Here is a 23,104-nt window from a genome sequence, read left to right on the forward strand (position 1 = left end):
CACTTAATGTGCTCTCCGTGCGAGCAGGACTGTCCGAGCAGACGACTTCGCATGCCGCCGGGCAGCCGGGGCCGACATCCCCCAAAGATTTTCAAAAAAGTTGTTGACGCGCGCGTAACGACTCGTCTAATATATCCCTTGCGCGATGGACCTGTAGCTCAGTTGGTTAGAGCGTCCGGCTGATAACCGGGAGGTCACAAGTTCGAATCTTGTCAGGTCCACCACTTTCTTTCGCAATAAACACCCCAGCGAGAGCCGAGTCGCCGCTGGGGTGTTTATTACTGTCTCCGTGGGGGTTTAGCTCAGCTGGGAGAGCGCGGGCTTTGCAAGCCTGAGGTCAGGGGTTCGATCCCCCTAACCTCCACCATGATGGACCTGTAGCTCAGTTGGTTAGAGCGTCCGGCTGATAACCGGGAGGTCACAAGTTCGAATCTTGTCAGGTCCACCATCAAAACTGTGAAGAGCCCTGGGGCGTTGCCTCGGGGCTTTTTTCTTACCTACTGAAAGTAGTCAAAAAAGCCCCGCCCCAAATTAACTACTTTGATTTTGTGTGCTGTGCGAAAGTTTGGGTAGTATAGCTATTCAATGCGGCGGGCTGCCGCGTGTTAACCGCTACGTACCGGAGGTGTTCCATGGTTCGTGTCGACATAGAGACCATCGTCATGGCCGCCGGTCCCGTGCCATCGCTTATCGTACTTCGTGAGCGCAGCAGCAAATCGGACTCGCCCGCGCCGCTGCGTTCCCTTTCCATTCAGACTGGTTCGTTTGAAGCTGCTGCCATCAGCCGCGGCATCGATAGCGGCCGCGCCGAGCGCCCGATTACCCATGACCTGCTGCTCGACACCGTCGACGCCCTGGGCGCCAAGCTCGAGCGCATCGAGATCGTTCGCGCCGAGCCGCCGGTGTTCTACGCGACGATTGTCGTACTGGCCGATGGTGGCGAGCGCAAGATCGACGCCCGTCCCAGTGATGCCATTGCCCTTGCCGTGCGCAGCAATGCTCCCATGTTTGTGGAGGACGACATCATGAATCGCCTGGGTACCGTTTCTGCCCATGCCGAGGAAGTCGACGACGAGCAGGAGTTCGAGAAGTTCGACGAGTTCGTCCATACGCTCTCCCCCGATGATTTCTAAATGTCTGGCACGCGAGCGGAGAGGTCGCTGATGGGTACCCGCGTATCGGCTGAAGCGGCCGCCATCGCGCGTGAAGCCCAGATGCGCTCGGAGGCATCCGAGGCGGCTCGCATTGCCTATGTGACGCAGGCCCGCACGCTTCGCGAGCGCCGCGGCTCGTTTATCAAGATGGTTGTCGTCTCCGCCCTTGTCGCGGCAATCTGCTCGCGCCTTCGTGGTACAGTTGGTGCGCTTGGGTTTTCGATTTCAACAGGCTTGGTAATCTGGGGTGTGGTCGATGCAGTAATGCTGACCAACCAGATCAAGGTACTCGACAAGCGCGCGATGGATATGATGCGCGCCCGCGACGCTGCCGCCAAGATCGCTGCCGAGGCACAAGAACTGTAACGACGCCAGACTCGATGGGAAGGTCTAAAGATGGCACAGGATATGCAGGACGCCGGTAACGTCTCCGCCGAGCTCGACGCCATGGTGTGTGACCTGATCGGCGCGTTCTTGGACGACCTTGCCGCCGGTGAAAACCCTGGCGTGGTCGTGGCAATTGAGGACGCTGCTTCCAACCGTTATCTGGCGGCGCTCGATGAGGATGGCGAAGAGGCGTGCCTCGAGGCGGCCACCAACTTTATCTCCGAGCATAAGATGGGTCTTAAGGACGAGGGCCTGGGCCGTATCGCCCGCTATGCCATCGGCTATACCGGTTGTGTCGAAATTGACGGCGGCTATCACGACGCCCTGCTCGTGAGCTTCTTCGAAACCACGCTCGAGAGCGGTTTTTCGGCATACGTGCTGTATGAGGGCATGGGTGCCGGCGATGGTTTTATGTGGAGCGACCCTGAACCTGCAGGTGAGGAAACCCCTCTCATCTAAAATCGCTAAAATAAACGAGTTTTCGGTAAAAGGCTCAATATTCCCGCTGAGCGTTGTGTTGCTGGGCGGGTCGCATACGCGTGCCGTTTGTATATGGATAGAAGATAGGGGAACTACATGCGCGTAGACAATCTGAGGAACATCGCCATCATCGCCCACGTCGACCACGGCAAGACGACGATGGTCGACAAGCTCCTGCGTGCCACGGACGCCTTCCGTGCCAACCAGCAGGTCGAGGACCGCGTCCTGGACTCTAACGACCAGGAGCGCGAGCGCGGCATTACGATTCTCGCCAAGAACATCTCTATCGAGTACAAGGACGTCAAGATCAACGTCATCGACACCCCGGGCCACGCCGACTTTGGCGGTGAGGTCGAGCGCGTGCTGCGTATGGCCGACGGCGCCCTGCTGCTGGTCGACGCTTTTGAGGGCCCCATGCCCCAGACCCGCTTCGTGCTGCGTCACGCTATCGACACCGGCCTCAAGATCATGATCGTCATCAACAAGATTGATCGTCCGGGTGCTAACCCCGAGAAGGCCTACAACGACTGCCTGGACCTCATGGCCGACCTGGGCGCTACCGACGACCAGCTCGAGTTCGCCATGGAGCATGTCATCTACGCGAGCGGCGTCAATGGCTTTGCCCGCCATGACCCCGAGGACGGCAACATGGACATGTATCCGCTGCTCGATATGATCATCGACGACATGCCTGCGCCCGAGGTTGACGAGAACGCCCCGCTGGCCATGCAGTGCGTGACCATCGACCACTCCAACTTCGTTGGCCGTATCGGCATCGGCCGTGTGTACTCCGGCGCCATCCACCAGGGCGACCAGATCTTGGTTGTCAAGAACGACGGCTCCAGCACCACCGCTACCGTCAAGCAGCTCTTTACCTTCGACTACCTGGGCCGCACCGAGTGCCAGGAAGTCGGCGCCGGCGACATCGCTGCCGTCGTGGGCATCGACCGCACCGATATCGGCGATGTCTACACCGATCCCGAGAACCCCGTTGAGCTCGAGCCCATCGAGATCGACCCGCCGACCCTGTCCATCGTCTTTGAGGCTTCGACCTCCCCGCTCGTCGGTCGCGACGGCGACATCGTGGGCGCCCGTCAGCTCAAGGAGCGCCTGTTCAACGAGGCCGAGAACAACGTGACCATGAAGATCGAGGAGCTCGAGGACAAGAGCGGCGTCGAGGTCTCGGGTCGCGGCATCCTGCACCTGTCCGTTCTGATGGAGTCCATGCGTCGCGAGGGCTTTGAGTTCCAGGTTGGCCGTCCCCGCGTTCTGTTTAAGAAGGACGAGAACGGCAACAAGATGGAGCCCGTCGAGCAGGCCGTCGTCGAGTGCCCGGACGAGTACTCGGGCAAGGTCGTTGAGGTCTTCGGTACCTCCGGCGGCATCATGACGAGCATGGATACCTCGGGCATCGTGACGCACCTCGAGTTTAAGATCCCGACCCGCGGCATCATGGGCCTTAAGAACCGCATCATGAACGTCACCCACGGCGAGGGCGTGTTCTACCACACCTTCTTGGAGTATGGCCCCTACGCCGGCGAGATCGGCAACCGTCAGAACGGCGCCATGATCTCCATGACCACCGAGAAGGCCGTCGCCTACGCTCTGGGTACGCTGCAGGAGCGCGGCCAGCTGTTTGTTGAGCCGGGCACCGAGTGCTACGAGGGCATGATCGTGGGCGAGCGCAGCAAGGCTGGCGACATGGTCGTCAACATCGCCCGTACCAAGAACCTGGGTAACCAGCGTTCCTCGACCTCCGATATCTCCGTCCAGCTGGTGCCGCCCCGCACCTTCTCGCTGGAGGAGGCGCTGGAGTACATCGCCGACGACGAGCTGGTCGAGATTACTCCCAAGAACATTCGCCTGCGCAAGCGTCTGCTCAACGCCACCGACCGCAAGAAGGCCGCCGTCCGCGCCGGCCAGGTCAACAAATAAGCGCTGGGGCTTATAGCGTCTAACAAGAAAGGGCGCCGACCGAGATGGTCGGCGCCCTTTTTGGTGCAAGGGGGACAGGTTCGCTTGCACCACCACAAAGGTGCCTGTCCCCTTTGTGGTGGTTGGCGGCTAGGCGGTGGGGAGTTCCGGCGTATTAGCCGGCTGTTGCGACTTGAGGTGAGCGTTGCGCCAGATGATCTGGATAACATAGCCGAGCGTGAAGACAAAGGCCACGCCGCTGATGAAATCGCCTACGAGGGGGATTGCCGTAAGTGCACCTGCGATCACGCCGCCGGCGGCCGCCATGGCGTAGCGGTTCTGGCTGTGTCCGACCATGCGCGCGATCGCGCACCCTGCAAAGGCGCTCGACACCAACGCGATGCCGATAACGCCGCACAAGAGGGTTCCGGCAAGCGGCAGGCCAGCGATTGAGATAATCAGCAGCAGGACGGCGGGGACGATAGCGACCGTGCCCAGAAGACCGCTCACCCACAGGGGCGTGGGGCGCTGGTGGAGCATTCCGGCGGCGCTGGCGGTCGCGCGCGGAAAGACGAGCTCGAGCAGCAGAGCGACAAAGCAGGTCGAGAGCGCCGCGGCGACGATGCCGCCGATGACATCGTTAACGGTGGAAGAATCCTCGTTCTCGGTGCGGTCGATCTTGAGCGCGCCGACCTCGGCTCCCGCGGCGCGCTCGGGGTCCTCGGAAACATGGGCGTTCACGGTGCCGGTGATGTGGGCGTTCTTGCCCAGGATGAGCTTGTCGGCCCAGACCTCGACATCGCCCTCGACGGTGCCATCGATGGTCACCGTATCGCCCGCGAGCGCTGCCGACTTGGTAGAGCCGCGCAGGGCAACCGTCTCGCCTATCGCATAGAAGCAGTTGGCGGTGCTGTCGGAATTGAGCACGACATGCTGACCGACGACCGTGACGCTGCCATCAACCGTAGTCTTGGCAATGTCGATGGTGCGCGCCGCAAGACGAACGGCGCCGCCCACCGTGCAGTCGCGGATCGAGAGGGTATCGCCCGCAGCGATGATATCGCGGTCGATGGAGGTGTCGTCCAGGTTGAGGCTCTGACCTGCCCAGTACAGGTCACCTTCGACGCCGGACGGATTGGCGTCATTGTCGGTCGCAAGTACGTTGCCTGCGGTGTCCGTGCCGGCAAGAGCCGTAGCGGGAAGTGCGGTGAGCGCCAGAGCGATGAGCGCGAATAGGATGGTGATGCGGCCCCACGCTTTACGGCGTTGGGTCGACGGGAATTGATTGTGGGGCATAGTGAATCCTTCGTCAGATGCTCGATATGCACCTAACAGGGTACCCAACGCGTGGGCGCTCTAAAAGAACCTCTCGGTTGCATTTCGAAGGATGAGCCCGCGCAATCTACTTTTTGTGGTGCAAAAAGCGCGCGATGTCTTCTTCGGTGGGGCTTTTGATGTCAAAACGCAGCGACAGCCAGCGCAGCCCCATGGTTACCGCAACGCATACGATCAACGCGGTGATGTTGCTGACGACGCCGCTCATGACAAGGCATACATAGCTCGCCGAGCCGGCGATGGCTGCGATGGCATAGAAGTTGGTGCGCTGGAAAATGCCCGGTACCACGCCCATAAAACTGTCGCGCAGCATGCCGCCGCCCACCGCGGTGAAAAAGCCCATCATGATGCACACCGCCGGCGCAAAGCCGTAGACCAGTGCCTTGTCTGCTCCAGTGGCGGCGTAGATGCCGACCGAGATGATGTCGAGCAGGGGAATGAGTTTTTCGGGCTTGTCGACGATTGCCGGGAAAATATAGATGATGGCTGCCGTGGCAATGGAAAGCGGCAGCGCCATTGGCTGGTTGAGGATGTAGACGTTGCCCACCTGCAGCGTCATGTCGCGTAAAAGACCGCCGCCCAAGCCACAGACCACGGCGAGCGCAACTGCACCCACCAGGTCGAGTTTGTGCTCGCGCGCGACCAACACGCCCGAGATTGAAGCCGCGACGACGGCGAACATTTCGAGCCAAAACGGGATGGCGACCATGGCATCCGTGGCGTGTGAGGTAACGGTCATAGCGGCGACGACGGGCAAGATGGGGTCCTTTGGATTACGGATTTGGACAATGCCCGTACATAGTACATGTTCGGCGCCGATTGCGACCCCATTGCTCGGCAAACGGTCGGGACTGGGTGGGGGCGTGGCGTTGCTGGAATGCCAGGGGTCCAGAACATGTACGTCACGCTCCAAAAACGACATTTTCCGACATCTTTGAAGGCTGACGTACATGTTTGGATTGAGCTCACAGCATGAGTGAGTTGATTTACTCACATCCGGTATATTTCCCCACTTCAACGGACATAAGAGTTGGATACCGGCTCAGAGCGAGAGGCCCTCAATGGATACCCCTGTTCTCATTTCGCATAAAACTGCATGGCTTGTCCATCATGCACCCCAGAATTTGGTTCAGTCTCTTGCGCGGCACGACTACCAGATAGGCGCACAAGGCATTTCCACCCAACAACGCGTTGTGCGCATACGACAGGCGCTTACCGACTGCGGCATTCCGTCCGATATGCTCAAGACTATCGATATCTCGGTTGTATTCGAGTTCGAGCGAATTCGCACCAAAGGCGTCATTTGCCACATGCTTGGACAAAATCTTCCCTACGAGCATATTAACGAGTTGACGCCCGGAGTCTTTATCACCGACGAAGCCTTCACCTTCGTGCTCGCTGCCGAGTGGATGGATAGGATCGAATATCTCGAATATGGCTATGAAGTTTGCGGCGATTATCGCATGAGGCTCAATCCCGCCGACCCTTATACCGAGCAACCAGCCACCACCTCCAAGGATGAAATAACCGAACTGCTCGATCGGCACCCCGGCAAACCCGGTGCCACACGTGCACGGCTCGCGCTCAGGCACATCTACGATCACTCGGCCTCGCCTATGGAGACCGCTTCGGCAATTGCCCTCTCGCTCCCAACAAGCGAAGGCGGCGTTGGCATTAGAGGTATCGAACTCAACAAACCGCTCGAGATCCCTCAACGTCTCTGGCATTGCGCCAAAGCTCGAACACTCAAAATCGATGCGCTCGTGACCTATAAGCGCAGGGAGCTCGGTATCGAATATAAGGGCGGTTTTCACGATGAGCTCGAGCGCAAGGGAGCAGATGCGGAGCGAGAGGCCGTTCTCTCCCAAATGGGATATCGAATCGTTACGCTCACTTCGGCTCAGTTCGGCAGCCAGCTCGCCTTTCACCGCGCCATGAACAACATTCGCGAAGCACTCGGCATGCCTCGCTGTACCGACACCGGGTACCAGAGAAAACAAAACGAACTACGCAAGGCACTTATCCGCAACTGGAAAAGCATGCGAGACGAAGAGGCACCTTCCGAATAGTGCCGCTCCCGTGAGCTCAATCCAAACGTGTACGTCAGCCTCCAGAGATGTCGAAAAATGTCGGTTTTGGAGGGTGACGTACATGTTTTTGAGGGAGGGGCAGGTTCGAATCCCTCCTCCTCCGCCGTATTTGCTTGTAAGGGACTCTAAACAAAAAAGCCCCCGTTTTCGGGAGCTTTCTCAACCAAAATGGCGGAGGAGGAGGGATTCGAACCCTCGTGACCTTATACAGGCCAAACGGTTTTCGAGACCGCCGCATTCAACCACTCTGCCACCCCTCCGCGTGGGGTAAAAACAAAGCAGGCTCGAAGGCCTGCTTTGGAATTAACTGGCGGAGAGTCAGGGATTTGAACCCTGGAGACGCTTTTGACGCCTACACGATTTCCAATCGTGCTCCTTCGGCCACTCGGACAACTCTCCGTTAAATGCGAAAGTCAGTATACACGAGGAATCGCAAAGTGCAAACAGAAAAGTTGGCATTTTTTAAAACGCTTGGCCGTGCTTGGCGCTGCAGTGGGGCTTGAGGTGCCAAAAAACGGCTTCCGACCAGCGTGGTTGATCAACTCAATTGTTCAAAAAAGGGTATTCATAAGCGACTTGGCAATGAATTTAAAAATCTTTGGGTGGTGCTGTGGGCCACTGGTATGCATTTTGCGACCACAGCCTTGTGCCCGTTGACCTGCGGCTTGGCTCAGCTTGTCCCCACGGCACCGTATCTTGTCAACAGATCCGTCAAGCTTTTGGTCAGCATTTGGTTGGAATGCGCATGAAACGTCGTGTGAGTATGGGCATATGTGGAGGTCATGAGGTTGTAGCTGCATATTCTTGCAGCCTAGGAGGTTGAAAGATATTATTACCAAGTCTTTTCCTGCTTCAGGCGCACCTTCACGACCTGAAGCCACATTTGCCCAGAGGAGGTGACAATATGAAGGCTTATGAACTGCTGTTCTTTGTTGACCCGTCGCTCGACCCCGAGACTCGTCTCGCTGTTATGAAGCGTATCGATACCACGATCGCTGAGGGCGCTGGCAAGGTCGACTCCGTTGACGAGTGGGGCAAGCGCAAGCTCGCCTACGAGATCAACGACCTCACCGATGGTGACTACACCCTCATCAACTTCCACGCAGATCCTACCCAGATCGCCGAGCTTGATCGCGTCCTGCGCATCACCGACGCTGTGGTCCGCCACATGATCGTCCGTCGCGACGACCAGGAGTAAGACTGTCGTTTTGGACTGGGCTTGTGCCCCAAGAGGAAGTAGTGAGTTATGAGCATCAATCGAGTGAACATCACCGGTAACCTCACCCGCGATCCCGAGCTGCGCGCCACCGCCGGCGGAACCCAGGTTCTGTCCTTTGGCGTCGCCGTGAACGATCGTCGCCGCAACGCGCAGACTGGCGAGTGGGAGGACTATCCCAACTTTGTCGACTGCACTATGTTCGGCACCCGCGCCGAGGCCGTGAGCCGTTTCCTGGCAAAGGGAAACAAGGTCGCGATCGAGGGCAAGCTGCGCTACAGCTCTTGGGAGCGCGACGGCCAGCGCCGGAGCAAGCTTGAGGTCATCGTCGATGAGATCGAGTTTATGAGCTCCCGTGGTGGCCAGGGTGGCTACGATCAGGGCGGTTACGCCCCCGCAGCTCCCGCGCCCGCAGCACGTCCTGCCGCACCGGTGGCTACGCCGCCCGCGGTCGACGTCTACGATGAGGACATCCCGTTCTAAGGGTTGTTCACCTATTTTTGAGTGAGAGGCGGCTTCGGTTCGCCGAAGTTGCCAAATGAAAGGTATTTTGACATGGCTAATGATTTTTCTGCACGTCAGCCGCGTCGTAAGTACTGCCAGTTCTGCAAGGAGAACACTGAGTTCATCGACTATAAGGACACTCAGCTTCTCCGTAAGTACATGACCGACCGTGGCAAGATCAAGCCCCGTCGCGTCACTGGCGCTTGCACGCAGCATCAGCATGACATCGCCAACGCCATCAAGCGCGCCCGCGAGATGGCCCTCCTGCCGTACACCGTCCCCGTGGTTTCCTCTCGTGGCAACCGCGACCGCGGCTAAGAAGGGAGACGCATCATGAAGGTTATTCTTCTCGATGAGATCAAGGGCAAGGGCGGCGAGGGTGACGTCGTAGAGGTCGCTCAGGGTTACGCTGAGAACTTCCTGTTCCCCAAGAAGCTCGCTGTTGCCGCCACCAAGGGCAACCTCAAGCAGCTTGACGAGCGTCGCAACAACATCGCCAAGCGCGAGGCCGTCCGTCTGGCTACCGCCAACGAGACCAAGGCTGCCTTCGAGGGCAAGACGGTCACCGTTGACGTCAAGGTCGGCGACGAGGGCATCCTCTTTGGCTCCGTTACCGCCGCTATGATCGCTGACGCCATCAAGGCTCAGCTCGGTATGGACATCGACCGCAAGCGCGTCGAGCTCGGTAAGCCCATCAAGGTTGCCGGTGCCCACACCGTTGCCATCTCGCTGTACCGCGAGATCAAGGCCGAGGTTGTCGTTCTCGTCGGCGTTACCGCCGAGGAGCTCGCTGCCGAGGCTGAGGTCGAGGAGGCCGCTGAGGTCGCCGAGGCCGAGACCGCCGAGGTCGAGACTGAGGCTGCTGCCGAGTAGCATTTGCTGCAACGCAACAATCTTGTTCTAAGAAGGGCGCTCTGGGAAACCAGGGCGCCCTTTTGTTTTTTGCGCTGAGTGAGTGTCATGGTGAACGTTGCGTCGAAGTCCTATATACAGGACCGTTCATCCGTTTGGTTCGGTGGTGATTGGCGGCGCGCGGCGCGTTTTGGGACCGTGACTGATACTATGGATGCTCGCAAGCGATATGAATGAGGATGCTCATGGCATATGACGATAGGGAGACCGGGCTGACGGTTGAGGACCGCGGCTCCAAGTTGGGTCTTCCCCAAAACCAAGATGCAGAGGCCAATGTACTGGCCGCTATGCTGCTATCGCCCGAGGTGGTCGAAGAGGCCCAGGTCGAGCTGCAGCCCGATGACTTCTACCGGCCCATTCATAAGACCATCTATACCGCGATGGTCGATATGTACAACAGCCGCATTCCCATCGACTCCATCTCGCTGATCGATTACCTGAGAAGCATTAACAAGCTTGATGCCGTGGGCGGCGAGGCCTATATTTTGGAGTTGATGGGTCAGACCCTGTCGCTCGTCAACTGGCAGCACCATGCCGCTATCGTTCGCCGCGATTCGATGCTGCGTGAGCTGATCGGCGCCACCAACGAGATCAACGCGCTGGCCTATAACGCTCCCACCGATACCAAAGAGGTCGTGGAGCTGGCCGAGAGCAAGTTGCTCAAGGTCACGGCGCGCGAGGTCAAGTCGAGCTACAAGACGCTGACCGAGTTTATGGTCGAGGCCTATAACGAGGCCGAGGAAGTGTGCCAGGCAGGCGGCCAGGCTGCGGGCGTGCCCACGGGCTTCCCGTCGCTCGACCGCATGCTCATGGGTTTTCGCGAGGGCCAGCTCATCATTATCGGCGCCCGCCCTGCTGTGGGTAAGACGTCGTTCGCCCTGAATCTGGCGCTCAACGCTGCCGCTGCCGGTTATACCGTCGGTTTCTTCTCGCTGGAGATGTCGGGCAAGGAAATTGCCCAGCGTTTGATTTGCGCCTATGCCATGATCTCGATCAGTGATTTTCGCACGGGCCGTATTAGCCCCGAGCAGTGGGCCAATATCAACGAGGCCACGCAGACCTTGTCCAAGCTCGATGTTCTGATCGACGATACGCCCGGCACCACGGTGACCGAGATCCGCGCCAAGAGCCGCCGCATGCTCCACAACAAGGAGAAGGCCATCATCATCCTGGACTACCTGCAGCTGGTGAGTCCTCCGCCGGGACGTCGCTCCGAGAGCCGTACCGTCGAGGTCTCCGAGATGTCGCGTGGTCTGAAGATCATGGCCAAGGAGCTCAAGATCCCGCTCATCGCGCTGTCGCAGCTCTCGCGTCAGGTCGAATCCCGTACCGGCAAGCGTCCGCAGCTTTCCGACCTTCGTGAATCGGGCTCCATCGAGCAAGACGCCGATATCGTTATGTTCTTGGACCGCTCCGCCGACGAGGCCGAGGCCTCGCGCGACGATCGACCCGACGAGGGCGTTACGCGTATCGTCGTGGCCAAGAACCGTTCGGGTCCGATCGGCGACGTCGACCTGATGTTCCTGCCGGCATCCACCAAGTTCTATGAGCTTGATGGGGCACATGCCGAGGAGTAGGACAGGCGCCCGTTGCACGGGTATACTGGGAATGTTTTGTGCTTCTGCGTGCCGGCGTGGCGCGTAGACAGTCCATGAATGTAAGGAGTAAACATGCCGTCAACCGTTTTGGTCGGTGCCCAGTGGGGCGATGAGGGCAAGGGTAAGATTTGCGACCTGGTCGCCGGCGACTTCGATGCCGTCGTGCGCTACTCGGGCGGCAACAACGCCGGTCACACCATCGTCGTCAACGGCAAGAAGTACGGCCTGCACCAGGTGCCCTCCGGCATCATGTATTCCGACCACGTGTCGGTGATCGGTAACGGCTGCGTCGTCAACCCCAAGGTTGTCCTTGAGGAGATCGACATGTTCGAGGCCGACGGCATCACCACCAAGAACCTCAAGATCAGTGGCAACGCGCATGTCATCATGCCGTACCACATCGATCTGGATGGCGCCTTTGAGCAGAAGCTCGGCAAGAAGAACATCGGTACCACCAAGCGCGGTATCGGTCCGTGCTATCAGGACAAGATGGCCCGCATTGGCCTGCGCATGCAGGACATGCTGGACGAGGCGCTGTTCCGCGACAAGCTGGAGACCGCTCTCGCCCGCGTGAACCCCGAGCTCGAGCTCATCTACAACCTGCCCACCTACACCGTGGACCAGATTTGTGACGAGTACCTGCCGATGGCCGAGCGCCTGCGTCCCTACATCACCGAGACGAGCCTGCTGCTCAACAACATGATCGATGAGGGCAAGGACCTGCTGTTTGAGGGCGCCCAGGCGACGCTGCTCGACATCGACCACGGCACCTATCCGTACGTGACGTCTTCCAACTGCACCGCCGGCGGCGCCATTACCGGCTCCGGCGTGGGCATGAAGAACGTCGACCGCGTGCTGGGCGTCATGAAGGCCTATATCACCCGTGTCGGTTCGGGCCCCATGCCCACCGAGCTTTCCTATGAGTCCGAGGCTGGCCACACGCTGACCGAGGAGGGCTATGAGTACGGCGTGACCACCGGTCGTCGTCGTCGTTGCGGCTGGTTTGACGGCCCTATCGCCAACTATGCCTCGCGCGTCAACGGCCTCACCGACATCGCCGTGACCAAGCTCGACGTGCTTTCGGCTTTCGACACCATCAAGGTGTGCGTGGCCTACGACGTCGATGGCGAGCGCTACACGAGCGTGCCCGAGCATCAGGTGCGCTTTGAGCATGCCAAGCCCATCTACGAGGAGCTCCCCGGCTGGAAGTGCGACATCACCGGTTGCCGCAGCTTTGATGAGCTGCCGCAAGAGGCTCAGGACTACGTGGCGTTTATCGAGGATCTGGCACACACCCGCGTGACGTTCATTGGCGTTGGCGCCGGTCGCGAGCAGATCATCAACCGATTCTGGAAGTAATCGGTTTATACGGTTATTGCGATATACCCCTTTGCAGCCCAGACGGGCGGCCGAGGGGTATATTTGCTTGCAAAGGGCTCGCGCGGAGCGGGCCATTCATCCATAGAGGAGGCACCCTTGAAGGCGGACACTCAAACCATCGACATCCTGTTGTTGGGCAGCGGCGGCCGTGAGCATGCTTTGGCAGCCAAGCTCGCAGCATCACCGCGCGCCGGCAAGCTCTACATCGCGCCGGGTAACGGCGGCACCGCGAGCTGCGGCGAGAACGTGGTTCTCGACGATTGCGATCCTGTGGCCGTGGCGGCGTTTGCCCAGAGCCATGGATGCGGACTCGTCGTGATTGGCCCCGAGGCTCCGCTCGTGGCGGGCGTTGCCGATGCCGTCCGCGCGGCGGGCATTCCCTGCTTTGGCCCGGGTGCCGAGGGCGCCCAGATGGAGGGCTCCAAGCTGTTCTCCAAGCAGCTCATGGAGCGCGCCGGTATCCCGACGGCAGCCTACGGCTCGTTTACCGACGAGGCTTCGGCTCTTGCCTACGTGCACGAGCAGGGCGCCCCGCTGGTCGTCAAGGCCGACGGCCTTGCCGCGGGCAAGGGCGTTATCGTGGCGACCGAACTTGAGCAGGCCGAGGAGGCCGTGCGCGAGTGCTTTGGCGGCACCTTTGGCGATGCCGGCAACACCGTGGTTATCGAGGAGATGCTGACCGGTCCCGAGTGCTCGCTGCTGGCCTTTACCGACGGCAAGACCGTGCGCCCCATGGCTACCTCGCAGGACCACAAGCGCGCGCTCGAGGGCGACAAGGGCCCCAACACCGGCGGCATGGGCGTCTACAGCCCGGTGCCCATCGTGACTGACGAGGAGCACGCCACCATGGTGAAGGTCATGGAGCAGACCGTGGCCGAGCTCGCTGCCGAGGGTATCGATTACCGCGGCTGCCTGTACGGTGGCTTTATGCTCACGCCTGCCGGTCCCAAGGTACTGGAGTTCAATGCCCGCTTTGGTGATCCCGAGACTCAGGTCGTGCTGCCGCGCCTTAAGAATGACCTGGTCGAGGTCATGCTGGCTTGTGCCAACTGCGAGCTCGATCAGATTGAGCTCGACTGGCGTGACGAGTGGGCCGTGGCCGTTGTCCTGACGAGCGCGGGCTATCCCGGCAGCTACGAGAAGGGCAAGGTCATCACCGGTATCGCCGACGCCGAGGCCATGGAGAACGTGACCGTGTACCACGCGGGCACTGCCGTGGTGGACGGCCAGCTCGTGACCAATGGTGGCCGCGTGCTTGCCGTGACCGCGCTGGGCGACACGTTCGAGAACGCTCGCAACCTTGCCTACGAGGCCTGCGAGAAGATTGATTTTGAGGGCAAGACCCTGCGTCACGACATCGGCCTGCGCGCGCTGCGCGGCCGCGACGCCTGGGATGCCTAAAATCCGAGAGGAATGAGACGGATGGACGAGAAGAACGAAGAGCTCGTGGATGCGCAGATCGTTGAAGAGGACAGCCGCATGTATGGGCACGCCGAGGGCGAGCCCGGCGGCGAGGTCGCTGACGAGCCGGCGCTGGTGCTGGGCGACGACGACCCACACGATGCCGAGCTGCACGAGAAGATTCTTTCGGAGGAGTGCGCCTGGAAGGGCAAGATCCTCGACGTCCACCGTCTTGAGGTTGAGCTGCCCAACGGTCGCCGCAGCGCCCGCGATATCGTTCGCCATCCGGGTGCGGCGGCCGTTGTGGCGCTGACCGAGAGCGGCAAGATCGTACTGGTGCGTCAGTACCGCACCGCTATCGACCGCGTGACGGTCGAGATTCCCGCCGGCAAGCTCGATCCAGGCGAGGACCCGCTCGATTGCGCCAAACGCGAGCTGCATGAGGAGACGGGCTTTAGGGCTGGTCGTATTCGCTTTTTGACGTCGATTGTCACGTCCTGTGGTTTTTGCGATGAGATCATCCACATCTACTTGGCTACCAAGCTCGAGTTTGATGCGCCCAACCCCGATGATGACGAGTTTGTCAACGTGGACCTGGTGCCGCTGCACGAGCTGATCGACGCCGTGCTCGACGGCAAGATCGAAGACGCCAAGACCGTTGTAGGCGCGCTTGCCTGCGACAGCATCGCACACAGGCTGGGCGGAGCGGAGATTTAACGAGCGGGAATGATCCCGCAGGTTTGTGTAAGTCAGCGAAAGTGCTCCATTTGAGACAAGGTGGCCTAAAAGAGGAGGGAAGCGTATGGGTATACGCGACCGACGATTGAAGGCCAGATTGTCCAAATGGAGCACTTGCAGCGTCGAGATGAAACGCGGTTTGGTAAAACCGCGTAAGGTGATTATGCTGAAGAGGTTTCTTTCGTATTACAAGCCCCAGATGGGGCTTTTTGTTGCTGATACTGTTTGTGCTCTGGTGCTTGCCGCCATTGACCTGGCGTTCCCCATTATCCTGCGCAATCTGACCGGTGGGCTGTTTACCCAGGGTCAGGCTGCCATTATGCAGGCGCTCGGCATGATCGCGGTGGGCTTGGTGCTGATGTATGCCATCCGCTGCGCCTGCCGCTATTTTGTGAGCTATTGGGGTCACGTGATGGGCGCGCGTATGGAGTCCAAAATGCGCGAGGACCTGTTCGACCAGTATGAGCGCTTTAGCTTTGCGTACTTCGACCGCAACAGCTCGGGCGACATGATGAGCCGCGTGGTCAACGACCTGTTCGATATCTGCGAGGCGGCGCACCACGTGCCCGAGTGGATCATCATCTGCGGCATCGAGATTATCGGCTCGTTTGTGATCCTCTTTACCATCGCCCCGGTGCTGGCGCTCGCCATGGCCGTGGTGACGGCGGCGTTTGCGGTCATCATGTTTTGGCAGAACATGCGCATGCGCGAGGTCTTTAGCGACAACCGCAAAAAGATCAGCGGCATCAATGCGCAGCTGCAGGATTCGCTGGCGGGCATGCGCGTGGTCAAGAGCTTTGCCAATGAGGAGGCCGAACGTTTCAAGTTCCGCGCCTCCAACAATCGCTATCTTTCGTCCAAGGAGAACATGTATCACGCCATGGGCGTCTATACCGCGACGTATGGCCTGCTCTCGGGTGTGCTCTATGTGATCGTGGTGCTGCTGGGCGGTTGGCTGGTTGCCCAAGGCCAGCTGCAGGCAGTCGATATGGCAACCTTCGCGCTCTACATTTCGCTGTTCTGCACGCCGCTCGAGACACTCGTCAATTCGGCCGAAATGTATCAGAAGGCTATCGCCGGCTTTAAGCGTATGGACGAGGTACTCTCGACCGCGCCGGATATCCAGGACAAGCCGGGCGCCACGGATCTGCAGGTGACTGCCGGCGCCGTGGAGTATCACGACGTGTGCTTTAACTACGAGGATGTTGAGCTGGGCGAGGGCGATGCCGACGAGCGTCCCGTTATCGACCATATGGATCTGTCTATCAAGCCCGGGCAGACCATCGCTTTGGTTGGCCCTTCGGGCGGTGGCAAATCGACGACCTGTTCGCTGCTGCCGCGCTTTTATGACGTGGCCGCCGGATCCATTAGCATCGACGGCCAGGACGTGCGCGATGTGACGCAGCAGAGCCTGCGTCGCGCCATCGGCCTGGTGCAGCAGGATGTCTATCTGTTTGATGGCACGATTGGCGAGAACATCGCCTACGGCAAGCCGGGCGCTACGGCAGGAGAGATCGCCGAGGCCGCCCGTCGCGCCAACATCGATGCCTTTATCGAGTCGCTTCCACAGGGCTATGACACGGTCGTGGGCGAGCGCGGCAGCCGTCTTTCGGGCGGACAGAAACAGCGCGTTGCCATCGCGCGTGTGTTTCTCAAGAATCCCAAAATCTTGATCTTGGACGAGGCGACGAGTGCTTTGGATAACGAGAGCGAGGAGGCGGTCCAGGAGTCGCTCGAAGAGCTGGCACGCGGCCGCACCACGATTATCATCGCCCACCGTCTCTCGACCATTAAACACGCCGATGAGATTGCGACCGTTGAGCATGGTCGCGTTGTGGAACGTGGCACGCACGAGGAGCTTCTCGCCCGTGGCGGCACCTATGCCCGTTACTATCGAATGCAGTTCGAAGGTGCGCGTGCGCACGAGCTCGACTGATTGATATGACAGGAAGTTTATGGCTGACAAGAACCCTTTGACTCCGGAAGAAGTGACGGAGTTATTCTCCGAAATCGATGCATCCGGTGTCTTGGATCCCACGCTTGCCAAAAAGCGCACCGAGCGCATGCGCGAGAAGGAGGCGGCGGCCAAGCGCGGTGACAAAGCGGCGCTAGCGCAGCTGCGCAGCGAGGACCGCGCGAGCCAGGCAAAACATATCGACCCGCTGTCCGAGGACGATCCTTCGGGTTCGCAGGTGAGTCATACCATTACGAAGACCGCGATGGCCGTGGTCATTGGTATTTTGGTGCTGATCGTGGGCATGCAGATTGGCTACGGCGTGATGCGTCGTCTGAACACCGCCAACCTGTCCGAGAGCGTTTCGGTCGATACCGTTTCGACGGCGCTGAAGGGCGGCCTCGAGTGGGGCAACGGCTTTACGCAGTTCCCACTCGACTTTACCGTCGATGAAGCCGATGAGCGTACGGGCACGGTCGAGGTGACGGTGTTGGACACATCGTCTGCCAACGAGCTCGAGCTGCTGTCCAACGGGCAGATCCAGGCCGCGGCGCTTGCGACCAACGCGCTGCTCAACGATAAGATTGACCGCGTGGTGTATAACGTTCACGCCTATATCGACGAGGATAGCAACATTCAGCACGATTCCTTCTTTGGCATGTTCCCCGCGCGGGGCCACCAGAGCGCCATCCTGACGTTCGTGTGGACCAAGCGCTCATCCAACGCCACGAATATCGACTGGAAGATGCGCATCGTGAGTATGGATGACACCATCGCCGAGCGCATTCAGAAGCAGGTGAACTCGGTGTCGTCGTTGATTGAGGACCCGGTGGTGAGCCAGACCAAGATTGACGAGGAAAAGGCCGAACGTGACCTGGAGCATCGTCTGCATGGCCGCGAGATTTTCCGCGGCGGCAAGCCCGACCGAACGCCGTCCGAACTGCTGGAGCAGGACAAGAAAAAGTAAGACGCCATCATCCCGCGTGAGCCACAAGCCCCGCGGGATGATTTTTCTGGGACGGGGATTAAAAATCATTATGCATAGAAAGTCATAATTATCATTTCGTAAACATTTCGATGAAATTAACGCCATGAGGCATGCTTGCGGTTACAATACCGCGAGGCCTAACTACACACCTTTAAGCCGGTCCTGTGAGACCGGGAAGGAGAATTATGGCGAACAACCATACCGCGGGCGCTGCCGCCCGCACCTTCGCGCCCAGCGAGCTTTGCCAGCGTATGCTGGCCAAAACCAGCAAGGGCACCTGCGGTCCCTGTATCCTGTATCTTGAGGATGGGACCATTTTTTATGGACGTGCATGCGGCGCCGAGGGCACCGCGACCGGCGAAGTCTGCTTCAACACCTCGCTCGAGGGCTACTTTGAGGTCATGACCGACCCGAGTTATGCCGGCCAAATTGTAACCATGACCTATCCGCAGATCGGCAATTACGGTATCGACGAGACCGATGTCCAGTCGGCCTTCCCCGGCGACGCCGTGCGCCCTGCGAGCGCTCCGGCTATGCGCGGCATGATCGTTCGCGACATGTGCGCCACGCCTTCTAACTGGCGCTCGGCCGTCAGCGTGCCGGAGTACCTGCGCGCTCACGGCATCGTCGCTATCGAGGGTGTCGACACCCGCGCTCTGGTGCGCCATCTGCGCGACAATGGTTCCAAGATGGGCATTATCTCGACCGAGATCTTCGACGTCGACGAGCTTGCCGAGTGTCTGGCCGCTGCGCCCACGCTGGTAGGCGAGAACCTGGTCAAGACCGTAAGTTGCCCCGCGCCTCACGAGTTTGTGGCCGCCGACCTGCCTGCCACGCATGACTTTGCGCTTGCGGCTGCCGCTCCTGCCCGTCACAAAGTGGTCGCCTACGACTGCGGTGTGAAGCGCGGTATTCTGGAGGGCCTGGTCCGTGCCGGCTGCGATCTCACCGTCGTGCCGTGGGATACGCCCGCCCAGCAGGTGCTCGACATGAATCCCGATGGCGTCTTTTTGTCCAACGGCCCCGGCGACCCCGATGCCGTGGTGGAGACCTATGAGCAGGTGCAGCAGCTGATCGGCAAGGTGCCGGTCTTTGGCATTTGCCTTGGTCACCAGATGATCAGCTTGGCGTGCGGCGCCCAAATGGAAAAGCTTAAATTCGGTCACCGTGGCGGTAACCAGCCGGTTATGAATCTGGTGAGCCGTCGCGTGGAGATCACCGCGCAAAACCACGGCTTTGGTCTGCTGTTCCCCAGTCTGGGCAAACTGATTCCGGAGCTTTCCGGCGGCGAAACCGAGCATGCGGCCGATGGCGACCTGCGCGCCTGGGTGCGTCGCGGAATCGCGCCGGTCGTGATGAACGAGCGCTTTGGTCGCATTCGCCTGACACATGTGAACCTCAACGACGGCACCGCCGAGGGCATCCAGCTGCTCGACGCCCCGTGTTTCTCGGTCCAGTACCACCCCGAGGCTTCGCCTGGCCCCACCGATGCCCACTATCTCTTTACCGCCTTTACGCGACTCATGGACGGCGAGGAGAACTACCTGGACACCGACATCGCGAAGGACCGCCTCGCCGGCTGGAATTTCGCCGAGTCCGAGAACGCTGCGACCGAGGAGAACTAACATGCCGAAACGTACTGACATCAAGCGTATCCTCGTTATTGGTTCGGGCCCCATCGTTATTGGACAGGCCTGCGAGTTCGACTACTCCGGCGCCCAGGCCTGCAAGGTGCTCAAGGAGGATGGCTTTGAGGTTATCCTGGTCAACTCCAATCCGGCGACCATCATGACCGACCCGGGCTTGGCCGACCGCACCTATGTTGAGCCTATCACCGCCGAGTTTATCGAGCGCGTGATCAAGAAAGAGCGCCCGGACGCGCTGCTGCCCACGCTGGGCGGCCAGACCGGTCTGAACGCCGCCGTCGAGCTGGCAAAGGACGGCACGCTCGACAAGTACGGCGTCGAGATGATCGGCTGCGACCTGGCCGCTATCGAGCGCGGCGAGGACCGCAAACTCTTTAACGAGGCCATGGCCGAGATCGGCCTGGAGGTCGCGCGCTCGGGCTATGCCTACAGCGTGGCCGACGCCGAGGCTATCGCCGAGCGCGTGGGATATCCCTGCGTACTGCGCCCGAGCTTTACCCTCGGTGGCGCCGGCGGCGGCATCGCGCATACCCACGAGGAGCTCGTCTCCATCGTGAGCCAGGGCCTTGAGCTCTCGCCTGCCCATGAGGTGCTGGTCGAGGAGTCCATCGAGGGTTGGAAAGAGTATGAGATGGAGGTCATGCGCGACCACGCCGGCAACGGCATCATCGTGTGCTCCATCGAGAACCTCGACCCCATGGGCGTGCACACCGGCGACTCCATCACCGTGGCGCCAGCGCAGACCCTCTCCGACCTTGAGTACCAGCGCATGCGTGTCGCGTCGCTCGCCATTCTGGAGAAGATTGGCGTCGAGACCGGCGGCTCCAACGTGCAGTTTGCCGTGAACCCCCAGACCGGCCGCCTGATCGTCATCGAGATGAACCCGCGCGTGAGCCGTTCGTCCGCACTGGCCTCCAAGGCCACGGGCTTCCCCATCGCCAAGGCCGCCGCTCGCCTGGCCGTGGGCTACACGCTCGACGAGATCGTCAACGACATCACCAAGGCAACGCCCGCCTGCTTTGAGCCCACAATCGACTACTGCGTCGTCAAGGTGCCGCGCTTTGCCTTCGAGAAGTTTAAGGGCACTGATCCTACGCTCACCACGCGCATGAAGGCCGTGGGCGAGATTATGGCGATCGGCCGCACCTTTGAGGAGGCCTTCGGCAAGGCCATGCGCTCACTGGAGGACGGGCATCAGGGCATTTGTGCCGGTGGCAAGGAGGGTGCCGACAAGCTGAGCGACGATGAGCTCGCTCAGGCCGTGGCAACCCCGACCGAGCACCGCATCTTCTTTGTGGTCGAGGCCCTGCGCCGTGGCTGGGACATCGCCCGCATCCACGCCATCTGCGGTATCGATCCGTGGTACCTCAACCGCATCAACGACATGGTGCAGGTCCAGGAGAGCATCCGCGGCCTGCGTGTGGAGGATATCGACGCCGACGCGATGCGCCTGCTCAAGCAGTATGGTACGAGCGACGCCGAGATCGCCGCGTTGACCGGCTCGGACGAGCGCTTTGTGCGCGCCTATCGCAAGGGTCTGGGCGTGGTTCCCAGCATGAAGACGGTCGATACCTGCGCTGCGGAGTTCTCGAGCGCCACGGAATATCACTACAAGACGTACGAGAACATCTACCGCACGAGCCCGGACGCCAAGAAGTGCGTGGCTCCCGACGAGACCACGCCGGCGGACAAGCCCAAGGCGATGATCCTGGGCGCCGGCCCCAACCGCATTGGCCAGGGTATCGAGTTCGATTACTGCTGTGTGCACGCGAGCTACGCGCTGGCGGCCCGCGGCTTCGAGACCATCATGGTCAACTGCAATCCCGAGACCGTCTCGACCGACTATGACACGTCCGACCGCCTGTACTTTGAGCCGCTCACCTACGAGGACGTCATGGACGTTATCGATGTTGAGCGCCCCGACGGCGTCGTGGTGACGCTCGGCGGCCAGACTCCGCTTAAGCTGGCGCGCATGCTCGAGGAGAGCGGCGTGAACATCATGGGCACCAAGCCCGATGCCATCGACTTTGCCGAGGACCGCGAGCGCTTCGCCGCTCTGCTCGACAAGTTAGGCATCATGTACCCGCCGGCGGGCCAGGCCACCTCGTTTGAGGAGGCCGAGGCCGTTGCCGCACACATTGGCTACCCGCTGCTGGTACGTCCGAGCTATGTGCTGGGCGGCCGCGGCATGATGATCGCCTACGATGCCGAGCATCTGCGCGATTACATGACCGAGGCTGCACGCATTAGCCCCGACTACCCGGTGTATCTGGATCGCTTCTTGGAGGGTGCGATCGAGTCCGATGTCGACGCCCTGTGCGACGGCGAGGAGGTCTACATCGGCGGTATCCTGGAGCATATCGAGGAGGCCGGTATTCACTCCGGCGACTCCGCGACGTGCATTCCGCCGTTTAGCTTTAGCGAGAGCCTGCAGGCGAAGCTCCGCGAGACTACGCGCCGCATCGCGATGGCGCTGGGAGTCCGCGGCCTGGTCAACGTGCAGTACGCCATTAAGGGCGAGACCGTCTACGTGATCGAGGCCAACCCGCGCGCGAGCCGCACCGTGCCGTTTATCTCCAAGGCCACCGGCGTGCCGCTGGCCAAGTGCGCGGCGCGTATCATGGCGGGCGATTCCATCGCGAGCCTGGGCCTGCCGAGCGACGAGCGTCAGCTGGACTGGTTCTGCATGAAGGAAGCCGTTATGCCCTGGGGCCGTTTCCCCGGTGCCGACGTTATCCTGGGGCCCGAGATGAAGTCGACCGGCGAGGTCATGGGTATCGCCAAGAGCTATCCCGAGGCATACGCCAAGACGCAGCTGGCGATCGACTACAACCTGCCCGACCCGAGCGCCGGCAAGGTATTCATCAGCGTGTGCGACCGCGACAAGCGCCACATCCTTTCGGTCGCCCGCATCCTGCGCTACCTGGGCTTTGACATCTGCTCTACCGAGGGTACGGCGCGCGTGCTGCGTGGAGGCAACGTGACGTGCGAGATCGTGGAAAAGATCAGCGGCCCGCACGACGGCGAGCGCCCCAACATCGGCGATCTCATCGCCGATGGCAAGATTGCGGTGATCATCAACACGCCGTACGGTCCGGGCTCGCGTGGCGACGGCTATCTGTTGCGCACCGAGGCGGTGCGCCGCGGTGTGACCTGCGTGACCGCGATGTCTGCCGCCAACACGTACGTGAGTGCCATCGAGGCGGTGCGCGAGGACCAGCAGGGTCACGGCAGCGCCAACGACATGGGCATGGACGTCATCGCCCTGCAGGACCTGCCGCAGCACACGGTGTAGATTGACCTGTCCGGCCGGGGCGGAGGGGGCCGAGTTTCCCCCTTCGCTCCGGCTGCAAGCAGAGTCGCTCAGTGGGAAACTCGGCCCCCTCCGCCCCGGCCTGCGGTGACTC

Annotated in this window: 19 protein-coding genes and 5 tRNA genes; 20 read left to right on the forward strand and 4 right to left on the reverse strand. The window is 60.5% G+C overall.

Features of this window, described 5'->3' with window-relative positions:
- The first annotated feature begins 147 nt into the window (after window positions 1–147).
- From DW003_RS05660 to typA, 7 genes are all read left to right on the forward strand, one after another.
- Window positions 148–224 (forward strand) — tRNA-Ile (locus DW003_RS05660).
- Window positions 225–291: 67 nt separating this feature from the next.
- A tRNA-Ala gene (locus DW003_RS05665) sits at window positions 292–367 on the forward strand.
- Window positions 368–371: 4 nt separating this feature from the next.
- A tRNA-Ile gene (locus DW003_RS05670) sits at window positions 372–448 on the forward strand.
- 184 nt (window positions 449–632) lie between these two features.
- A complete protein-coding gene (locus tag DW003_RS05675) occupies window positions 633–1,133 on the forward strand; it encodes a bifunctional nuclease family protein (RefSeq protein ID WP_118388028.1) in 501 nt (166 codons plus the stop codon).
- A gap of 30 nt (window positions 1,134–1,163) precedes the next feature.
- Window positions 1,164–1,520 carry a hypothetical protein gene (locus DW003_RS05680; protein ID WP_055251342.1) on the forward strand — a complete coding sequence of 119 codons (357 nt, stop codon included), beginning with the start codon at window positions 1,164–1,166 and terminating at the stop codon, window positions 1,518–1,520.
- Window positions 1,521–1,550: 30 nt separating this feature from the next.
- Window positions 1,551–2,000 carry a hypothetical protein gene (locus DW003_RS05685; protein ID WP_089572580.1) on the forward strand — a complete coding sequence of 150 codons (450 nt, stop codon included), beginning with the start codon at window positions 1,551–1,553 and terminating at the stop codon, window positions 1,998–2,000.
- Between the two features lie 117 nt (window positions 2,001–2,117).
- Window positions 2,118–3,956, forward strand: a complete 1,839-nt coding sequence (gene typA / locus DW003_RS05690; RefSeq protein ID WP_118388030.1) for a translational GTPase TypA — start codon at window positions 2,118–2,120, stop codon at window positions 3,954–3,956.
- Window positions 3,957–4,085: 129 nt separating this feature from the next.
- On the opposite strand, the gene DW003_RS05695 is transcribed toward typA, so the two are convergent.
- Both DW003_RS05695 and DW003_RS05700 read right to left on the reverse strand, forming a co-directional pair.
- The gene (locus tag DW003_RS05695) at window positions 4,086–5,231 is read right to left on the reverse strand and encodes a polymer-forming cytoskeletal protein (RefSeq protein WP_118388032.1); all 1,146 of its coding nucleotides are present in this window, start codon (window positions 5,229–5,231) and stop codon (window positions 4,086–4,088) included.
- Between the two features lie 106 nt (window positions 5,232–5,337).
- Window positions 5,338–6,027, reverse strand: a complete 690-nt coding sequence (locus DW003_RS05700; RefSeq protein ID WP_233504599.1) for a trimeric intracellular cation channel family protein — start codon at window positions 6,025–6,027, stop codon at window positions 5,338–5,340.
- Window positions 6,028–6,331: 304 nt separating this feature from the next.
- Here DW003_RS05700 and DW003_RS05705 point away from each other — a divergent pair, with 304 nt between their 5' ends.
- Window positions 6,332–7,339, forward strand: a complete 1,008-nt coding sequence (locus tag DW003_RS05705; RefSeq protein ID WP_117786844.1) for a hypothetical protein — start codon at window positions 6,332–6,334, stop codon at window positions 7,337–7,339.
- A gap of 190 nt (window positions 7,340–7,529) precedes the next feature.
- Here the strand turns inward: DW003_RS05705 and DW003_RS05710 are convergent.
- Both DW003_RS05710 and DW003_RS05715 read right to left on the reverse strand, forming a co-directional pair.
- Window positions 7,530–7,620 (reverse strand) — tRNA-Ser (locus DW003_RS05710).
- 48 nt (window positions 7,621–7,668) lie between these two features.
- Window positions 7,669–7,759, reverse strand: a tRNA-Ser gene (locus tag DW003_RS05715).
- 505 nt (window positions 7,760–8,264) lie between these two features.
- Between DW003_RS05715 and rpsF the strand changes: the two genes are divergently transcribed.
- From rpsF to carB, 12 genes are all read left to right on the forward strand, one after another.
- Complete coding sequence (rpsF, locus tag DW003_RS05720; protein ID WP_006235831.1) at window positions 8,265–8,558, forward strand: 30S ribosomal protein S6; 294 nt, start codon at window positions 8,265–8,267, stop codon at window positions 8,556–8,558.
- A gap of 48 nt (window positions 8,559–8,606) precedes the next feature.
- On the forward strand, window positions 8,607–9,059 hold the full coding sequence (locus DW003_RS05725; protein ID WP_006235830.1) for a single-stranded DNA-binding protein: 453 nt from the start codon (window positions 8,607–8,609) through the stop codon (window positions 9,057–9,059).
- A 72-nt stretch (window positions 9,060–9,131) separates the two neighbouring features.
- Window positions 9,132–9,398: a 30S ribosomal protein S18 gene (gene rpsR / locus DW003_RS05730; RefSeq protein WP_006235829.1), complete on the forward strand. Its 267-nt coding sequence runs from the start codon at window positions 9,132–9,134 to the stop codon at window positions 9,396–9,398.
- A gap of 15 nt (window positions 9,399–9,413) precedes the next feature.
- Window positions 9,414–9,953 (forward strand): 50S ribosomal protein L9, encoded by a 540-nt coding sequence (gene rplI, locus DW003_RS05735; RefSeq protein WP_022094073.1) that lies wholly within the window; start codon window positions 9,414–9,416, stop codon window positions 9,951–9,953.
- A gap of 218 nt (window positions 9,954–10,171) precedes the next feature.
- Entirely contained in the window at window positions 10,172–11,569 is a 1,398-nt protein-coding gene (gene dnaB / locus DW003_RS05740; RefSeq protein WP_118388036.1) for a replicative DNA helicase, read from the forward strand.
- A 93-nt stretch (window positions 11,570–11,662) separates the two neighbouring features.
- Window positions 11,663–12,949 (forward strand): adenylosuccinate synthase, encoded by a 1,287-nt coding sequence (locus DW003_RS05745; RefSeq protein WP_022094075.1) that lies wholly within the window; start codon window positions 11,663–11,665, stop codon window positions 12,947–12,949.
- 117 nt (window positions 12,950–13,066) lie between these two features.
- Window positions 13,067–14,371 carry a phosphoribosylamine--glycine ligase gene (gene purD / locus DW003_RS05750; RefSeq protein ID WP_118388038.1) on the forward strand — a complete coding sequence of 435 codons (1,305 nt, stop codon included), beginning with the start codon at window positions 13,067–13,069 and terminating at the stop codon, window positions 14,369–14,371.
- 21 nt (window positions 14,372–14,392) lie between these two features.
- Complete coding sequence (locus DW003_RS05755) at window positions 14,393–15,088, forward strand: NUDIX domain-containing protein (RefSeq protein WP_187361906.1); 696 nt, start codon at window positions 14,393–14,395, stop codon at window positions 15,086–15,088.
- 184 nt (window positions 15,089–15,272) lie between these two features.
- Window positions 15,273–17,045, forward strand: coding sequence for an ABC transporter ATP-binding protein (locus tag DW003_RS05760; RefSeq protein ID WP_118388138.1), 1,773 nt, complete (start codon window positions 15,273–15,275; stop codon window positions 17,043–17,045).
- A 19-nt stretch (window positions 17,046–17,064) separates the two neighbouring features.
- Window positions 17,065–18,030 carry a hypothetical protein gene (locus DW003_RS05765; protein WP_118388040.1) on the forward strand — a complete coding sequence of 322 codons (966 nt, stop codon included), beginning with the start codon at window positions 17,065–17,067 and terminating at the stop codon, window positions 18,028–18,030.
- Between the two features lie 206 nt (window positions 18,031–18,236).
- Window positions 18,237–19,676 (forward strand): glutamine-hydrolyzing carbamoyl-phosphate synthase small subunit, encoded by a 1,440-nt coding sequence (gene carA / locus DW003_RS05770; RefSeq protein WP_118388042.1) that lies wholly within the window; start codon window positions 18,237–18,239, stop codon window positions 19,674–19,676.
- Window position 19,677: 1 nt separating this feature from the next.
- Window positions 19,678–22,992, forward strand: coding sequence for a carbamoyl-phosphate synthase large subunit (gene carB / locus DW003_RS05775; protein WP_118388044.1), 3,315 nt, complete (start codon window positions 19,678–19,680; stop codon window positions 22,990–22,992).
- Window positions 22,993–23,104: the final 112 nt, after the last annotated feature.

The sequence above is a fragment of the Collinsella sp. AF36-3AT genome (assembly GCF_003475205.1).
GTDB classification, from domain to species: domain Bacteria; phylum Actinomycetota; class Coriobacteriia; order Coriobacteriales; family Coriobacteriaceae; genus Collinsella; species Collinsella aerofaciens_AF.

Bases quoted from the DNA above. Each gene is read 5' to 3' on its own strand.
- carA (WP_118388042.1), top strand. From the start codon at position 18,237: ATGGCGAACAACCATACCGCGGGCGCTGCCGCCCGCACCTTCGCGCCC.
- rplI (WP_022094073.1), top strand. From the start codon at position 9,414: ATGAAGGTTATTCTTCTCGATGAGATCAAGGGCAAGGGCGGCGAGGGT.
- rpsF (WP_006235831.1), top strand. From the start codon at position 8,265: ATGAAGGCTTATGAACTGCTGTTCTTTGTTGACCCGTCGCTCGACCCC.
- DW003_RS05745 (WP_022094075.1), top strand. From the start codon at position 11,663: ATGCCGTCAACCGTTTTGGTCGGTGCCCAGTGGGGCGATGAGGGCAAG.
- DW003_RS05725 (WP_006235830.1), top strand. From the start codon at position 8,607: ATGAGCATCAATCGAGTGAACATCACCGGTAACCTCACCCGCGATCCC.
- DW003_RS05755 (WP_187361906.1), top strand. From the start codon at position 14,393: ATGGACGAGAAGAACGAAGAGCTCGTGGATGCGCAGATCGTTGAAGAG.
- dnaB (WP_118388036.1), top strand. From the start codon at position 10,172: ATGCTCATGGCATATGACGATAGGGAGACCGGGCTGACGGTTGAGGAC.
- DW003_RS05765 (WP_118388040.1), top strand. From the start codon at position 17,065: ATGGCTGACAAGAACCCTTTGACTCCGGAAGAAGTGACGGAGTTATTC.
- DW003_RS05760 (WP_118388138.1), top strand. From the start codon at position 15,273: ATGCTGAAGAGGTTTCTTTCGTATTACAAGCCCCAGATGGGGCTTTTT.
- rpsR (WP_006235829.1), top strand. From the start codon at position 9,132: ATGGCTAATGATTTTTCTGCACGTCAGCCGCGTCGTAAGTACTGCCAG.
- DW003_RS05695 (WP_118388032.1), bottom strand. From the start codon at position 5,231: ATGCCCCACAATCAATTCCCGTCGACCCAACGCCGTAAAGCGTGGGGC.
- DW003_RS05705 (WP_117786844.1), top strand. From the start codon at position 6,332: ATGGATACCCCTGTTCTCATTTCGCATAAAACTGCATGGCTTGTCCAT.
- typA (WP_118388030.1), top strand. From the start codon at position 2,118: ATGCGCGTAGACAATCTGAGGAACATCGCCATCATCGCCCACGTCGAC.
- DW003_RS05680 (WP_055251342.1), top strand. From the start codon at position 1,164: ATGGGTACCCGCGTATCGGCTGAAGCGGCCGCCATCGCGCGTGAAGCC.
- carB (WP_118388044.1), top strand. From the start codon at position 19,678: ATGCCGAAACGTACTGACATCAAGCGTATCCTCGTTATTGGTTCGGGC.
- DW003_RS05675 (WP_118388028.1), top strand. From the start codon at position 633: ATGGTTCGTGTCGACATAGAGACCATCGTCATGGCCGCCGGTCCCGTG.
- DW003_RS05685 (WP_089572580.1), top strand. From the start codon at position 1,551: ATGGCACAGGATATGCAGGACGCCGGTAACGTCTCCGCCGAGCTCGAC.